Origin of the sequence: Sphingomonas asaccharolytica NBRC 15499, assembly GCF_001598355.1 — a bacterium.
In the GTDB taxonomy this organism is placed as follows: Bacteria; Pseudomonadota; Alphaproteobacteria; order Sphingomonadales; family Sphingomonadaceae; genus Sphingomonas; species Sphingomonas asaccharolytica.
In genome coordinates this window covers 1-4,873 of sequence record NZ_BCYU01000147.1, presented here as the reverse complement: position 1 = coordinate 4,873, position 4,873 = coordinate 1, and the positions used below count along the sequence as shown (strand labels likewise).

Genomic DNA, 4,873 nt, shown 5'->3' with positions numbered 1-4,873 from the left:
TCCCCGGCGAAGGCCGAGGCCCAGTTTCGTGAACATGGCGATGGCGTCCCGCCGTCAAGCGTCCATCGCGACTGGGCCCCGGCCTTCGCCGGGGAAGCGTGTGAAGGCGTCCGAGGACGCGCTTCGACAAGGCCGGCGCGAACGAGCTAAAGGCTCACAATGAACATTCCACCCTCTCGCCGCATCCTGGTCGACGCCGATGCCTGCCCGGTCAAGGACGAGATCTACAAAGTCGCCTGGCGGCTCGAAGTCCCGGTCTGGGTGGTCAGCAACAGCCATCTCCGCGTCCCCGCGCATCCGCTGATCACGCGCATCGTCGTAAGCGACGGGTTCGACGCCGCCGACGACTGGATCGCCGAGGCCGCCGGGCCGGGCGCGGTGGTGATCACCGCCGACATCCTGCTCGCCGACCGCGCGCTCAAGGCAGGCGCGCAAGTGCTGGCCCCTACCGGCAAGCCGTTCACGACAAGCTCGATCGGCGCGGCGATCGCGACGCGGGCGATCATGGCGGACCTGCGCGCCGGGGGTGATCAGATCGGCGGGCCGGCGGCGTTCAGCAAGGCCGATCGTTCGCGCTTCCTACAGGCGCTTGACGCCGCTCTTATGCGGGCGCGTTAACCGAGCCATGGATCTCGACGACCGCCTGCGCCACTATTTCGGCAGCGCCGACTTGGCCACGCTGACACCCGCCGCCTTCGAGGCGGGAACCGAGCGGATGCGCGTCGATCTGGGACTGGAAAAAGATCGCCCGCGCCGCTTCGCCTTGTGGACGTTGATGTTCATGCTCGGCGTCGCACCCGACCTCGATGTGGCGTTCAAGGACGAGGCGGATCGCGACGCCGCCCGGAATTTTATGGACATGGCAGACGAAGCCGAAGGCTGAGCCTTCTCCCCTCCCGCGGACCGGGAAGGAATCTGGCTTGCCGTCCCCTCACCCGCTAGAGCACCGCCTATGATCCGCCTGACCGACCTTGCCCTTCCGCTCGACCATATCGACGAGGCCTTGCCTGCTGCGATCTGCGCGCGCTTGGGAATCGCGGCGGACGAGTTGCTCAGCTTCGAGATCGCGCGGCGCGGCAACGACGCACGGCGCAAGAACGCGATCATGCTGATCTACGCGATCGACCTGGCCGTCGCCGACGAAGCGGCGTTGCTCGCGCGCTTCGCCGACGATCGCAATGTCCGCCCGACGCCCGACACCGCCTATCAACCGATCGCCCACGCCACTGGCAACGGCCTGCGTCCGGTCGTCATCGGTACCGGCCCGTGCGGCCTGCTTGCTGCATTGATGCTCGCGCAAATGGGGTTCCGCCCGATCATCGTCGAACGCGGCAAGGTCGTGCGCGAGCGGACCAAGGACACCTGGGGCCTGTGGCGCAGGAGCGTGCTCAACCCGGAAAGCAACGTCCAGTTCGGCGAAGGTGGCGCCGGCACATTTTCCGACGGCAAGCTCTACAGCCGGATCAAGGACCGCCGCCATCTCGACCGCAAGGTGCTTGCCGAGTTCGTCAAGGCCGGGGCGCCGGAGGAAATCCTGACCGAGGCGCACCCGCATATCGGCACCTTTCGCCTGGTGACGATGGTCGAGAGCATCCGCGCGACGATCGAGGAGCTGGGCGGAGAATATCGCTTCGGCACTCGCGTCGACGGCGTCGACATCGCCACCGACGCGGGCGGCCAGCGCCATATTCGCGGCCTCCACCTTCATGACGGCGAGTATCTCGAGGCCGACCGCGTCGTCCTGGCGATCGGCCACAGCGCGCGCGACACGTTCGCGATGTTGCAGGCGGCAGGCGTGTTCGTCGAGGCCAAGCCCTTCTCGCTGGGCGTGCGCATCGAGCATCCGCAATCGTGGATCGACAAGGCGCGGTTCGGCCCCAGCGCCGGCAATCCGATCCTGGGCGCGGCCGAATATCATATCTCGCACCATGCCTCGAACGGGCGCGCGGTTTACAGTTTCTGCATGTGCCCGGGCGGGACCGTGGTGGCGGCGACGTCCGAAATCGGCCGCGTCGCAACCAACGGCATGAGCCAATATTCGCGCAACGAGCGGAACGCCAATTCGGGGCTGGTCGTCGCGATCGACCCCGAGCGCGACTATCCGGGCGATCCACTCGCGGGGATCGCGCTGCAGCGCCATTGGGAAGAGCGCGCGTTCATAGCGGGTGGCTCCAATTACAAGGCACCTGCGCAGAAGCTCGGCGACTTCCTCGCCGGGCAGCCCTCGCAGGAATTGGGCGCGGTCATCCCCTCCTATCGTCCCGGCGTCGAGCTCACCGACCTGTCGCTTTGCCTGCCCGACTTCGCGGTGGCCGCGATGCGCGAAGCGCTGCCGGTGTTCGGCCGCCAGATCCCGGGATACGACCATCCCGACGTGCTGATGACCGGGGTCGAGACGCGGACATCGTCGCCGGTGCGCTTTACCCGTGGCAAGGACTTCCAGAGCCTGAACACCGCCGGCCTGTTCCCGGCGGGCGAAGGTGCTGGCTACGCTGGCGGGATCCTGTCGGCGGCGGTGGATGGTATCAAGGTAGCGGAGGCAGTGGCGCTGAGCCTGGGTGGCGAGCGGGCGGACGTTGTGGTGGGGGCCGTGGCTTAGGCACTTTAGTCATGCCGGGCTCGTCCCGGCATCCATTGCGCTGCTAAGCCCCGCCCTAGGGCCTCTTGTCCCGCGCTTGCGGCACGGTGAACCCCGGCACAAGGCCGGGGTGACGATGGGAACTGGGCGAAAACCTGGACTACGCAATCAACTCGCCAATTCCGAACATTGAAAATTGGCCTAACCTGGATCAAAGCCGCCGCATGGCGCGGCTGATCCTGTTCAACAAACCCTATGGCGTGCTGTGCCAGTTCACCGACCGCGGCACCGAGGGATCGTCGCGCCCTACCCTGTCCGCGTTCATCGACGTGGCGGGAGTCTATCCCGCCGGGCGGCTCGATCTCGACAGCGAGGGGTTGTTGCTGCTGACCGATGATGGCCGGCTGCAGTCGCGGATCGCCGACCCGAAGTTCAAGACCGCCAAGACCTATCTCGCCCAGCTCGAGGGCGAGGTGAGCGACGACGCGCTCGCAACCCTTCGTAGTGGCGTGCGGCTGAAGGACGGCGCCACCCGCCCAGCCGAGGCCGAGCGCATCCCGGCCCCCGATCTATGGCCGCGCGACCCGCCGATCCGTTTCCGCAAGAACATACCCGATGGCTGGATCCGCCTGACGATCCGCGAAGGCCGTAACCGCCAGGTCCGCCGCATGACCGCGGCGGTCGGCCATCCGACGCTCCGGCTGGTGCGGTGGAGCATCGGCGACTGGTCGCTCGACGGCATCGCGCCGGGGGAATGGCGATCGCTGGACGTGTGAAGATATTCTTCGACGGCGGCTGGCGGCCGGCGACGGGGATGGAGACCGCGGTGGTCGTGCAAGGGCGGGACTATGTGCGGCAAGGACTGGGCCCGGGGTCGGCAATGGACGCCGAGTGGCTGGCGTTGTTGCACGCGGTGGAGCTGGCCGCCGACCTTGGGCTGCACGACGCGGTGTTTCTGGGGGATTCGCTGGCGGTCGTCGGTCAGGCCAACGGCACGGTCAGATGCCCGAGCGATAACCTCCGTCACCGCCAGGCCCTGGCCGCGCTGCAGCCGCCGACGGGCAGGCCCCGAATCCATCATGTAAAGCGATCGCAGAACCTGGCCGGCATCGCGCTTGCGCGACTGCACGAACGGTAGCGGCGACCAAAATGCCTTGATTTAAGTAAATTAGTTACGGAAAACGCCGCCGCAATATTTTCTTGTTGCAAATGTTAGATCGCTTGCGCAGCTTACGAATCGACAGGGCGGCGACAAGCCCCGTCTCTCAGGAGAGGCCTCACCTAACAGGGAGGGTCGCTCTTGACTGCTTCACAAGGCGTCTGGCTGATTCCGTTGATCGCGCTGTTATGCGCCGGACTGATCGCGGGTTTTGCTGCCGGTATTTTCGGCATTGGCGGGGGGTTCATCGTCGTTCCGGCGCTGATGCTGGTCCTGCCCCTCTTGGGCGGCGACAAGCATCAATATGCGCATGTCGCGATCGGTACGTCGGCCGCGACGATCATCCTGACCTCGCTCAGATCGTTGCGATCGCATGCCAAGCGTGGCGCGGTCGAATTCGAGATTTTGCGCGCCTGGGCGCCATGGCTGATCTTCGGCGACGGCGTCGGCGTCGTGCTTGCCGGCCATGTCGACGGGCATGTGCTGCTGCTGATCTTCGCCATCGGCGTGCTGCTGATGTCGCTCAATTTCCTGATCCCGCGCCTGAGCAATCACGTCATCTCGGACTCGATGCCGGGACTGGCGCCGCGCGTCGCCATTGCCGGCGGGCTCGGCACCTTTTCCTCATTGCTCGGGATCGGCGGCGGCACGATCGCGATCATGGTGATGACGCTGCATGGCCGATCGATCCATCGCGCGATCGCGACCGCATCGGGCATCGGCGCGCTGATCGCCATCCCCAGCGCGATCGGGTTCGCGATCATCGGGTTCCGCCAGCCGGGCCTGCCCTGGGGTTCGCTCGGCTATGTCAACTTGCCGGCGACAATCGTCATCGCCTCGATGTCGGTGCTGACCGCGCCGCTCGGCGTGGCGGCCGCGCATAGTCTGCCGGCCGGCCCGCTCAAGCGCGTGTTCGGCCTCTACCTCATCTTCATCGCGTTCGTGATGCTGAGGAACGCGATGAAATTCTGACAACCGCGCTGGTCGATGGGACCGACCAGAGCAACCAGGGAGACAGACACAATGATCGACCATGCCAAGATGATCGACAGAGAAAGCGTCATCGACATCGCGTTGAACGAGGAATCGGCGGACGACCTGCTCAGCCGCGGCTATGCCCGCCGCGACCTCGCCCG

At 66.1% G+C, this 4,873-nt stretch carries 6 protein-coding genes; all 6 read left to right on the top strand.

Features of this window, described 5'->3' with window-relative positions; translation table 11 throughout:
- Positions 1-159: 159 nt before the first annotated feature.
- Positions 160-618, top strand: coding sequence for a YaiI/YqxD family protein (locus SAS01S_RS21540; protein WP_066813219.1), 459 nt, complete (start codon positions 160-162; stop codon positions 616-618).
- Positions 619-625: 7 nt separating this feature from the next.
- Positions 626-883 carry a hypothetical protein gene (locus SAS01S_RS21535; protein WP_066813218.1) on the top strand — a complete coding sequence of 86 codons (258 nt, stop codon included), beginning with the start codon at positions 626-628 and terminating at the stop codon, positions 881-883.
- A gap of 69 nt (positions 884-952) precedes the next feature.
- Positions 953-2,599 (top strand): NAD(P)/FAD-dependent oxidoreductase, encoded by a 1,647-nt coding sequence (locus SAS01S_RS21530; protein ID WP_066813212.1) that lies wholly within the window; start codon positions 953-955, stop codon positions 2,597-2,599.
- 203 nt (positions 2,600-2,802) lie between these two features.
- Positions 2,803-3,354, top strand: a complete 552-nt coding sequence (locus SAS01S_RS21525) for a pseudouridine synthase (RefSeq protein WP_066813210.1) — start codon at positions 2,803-2,805, stop codon at positions 3,352-3,354.
- Complete coding sequence (locus SAS01S_RS21520; RefSeq protein WP_245657069.1) at positions 3,351-3,716, top strand: reverse transcriptase-like protein; 366 nt, start codon at positions 3,351-3,353, stop codon at positions 3,714-3,716. The genes SAS01S_RS21525 and SAS01S_RS21520 overlap by 4 nt, the downstream gene beginning before the upstream one ends.
- A 162-nt stretch (positions 3,717-3,878) precedes the next feature.
- Entirely contained in the window at positions 3,879-4,709 is an 831-nt protein-coding gene (locus SAS01S_RS21515; RefSeq protein WP_066813206.1) for a sulfite exporter TauE/SafE family protein, read from the top strand.
- Positions 4,710-4,873 lie beyond the last annotated feature (164 nt).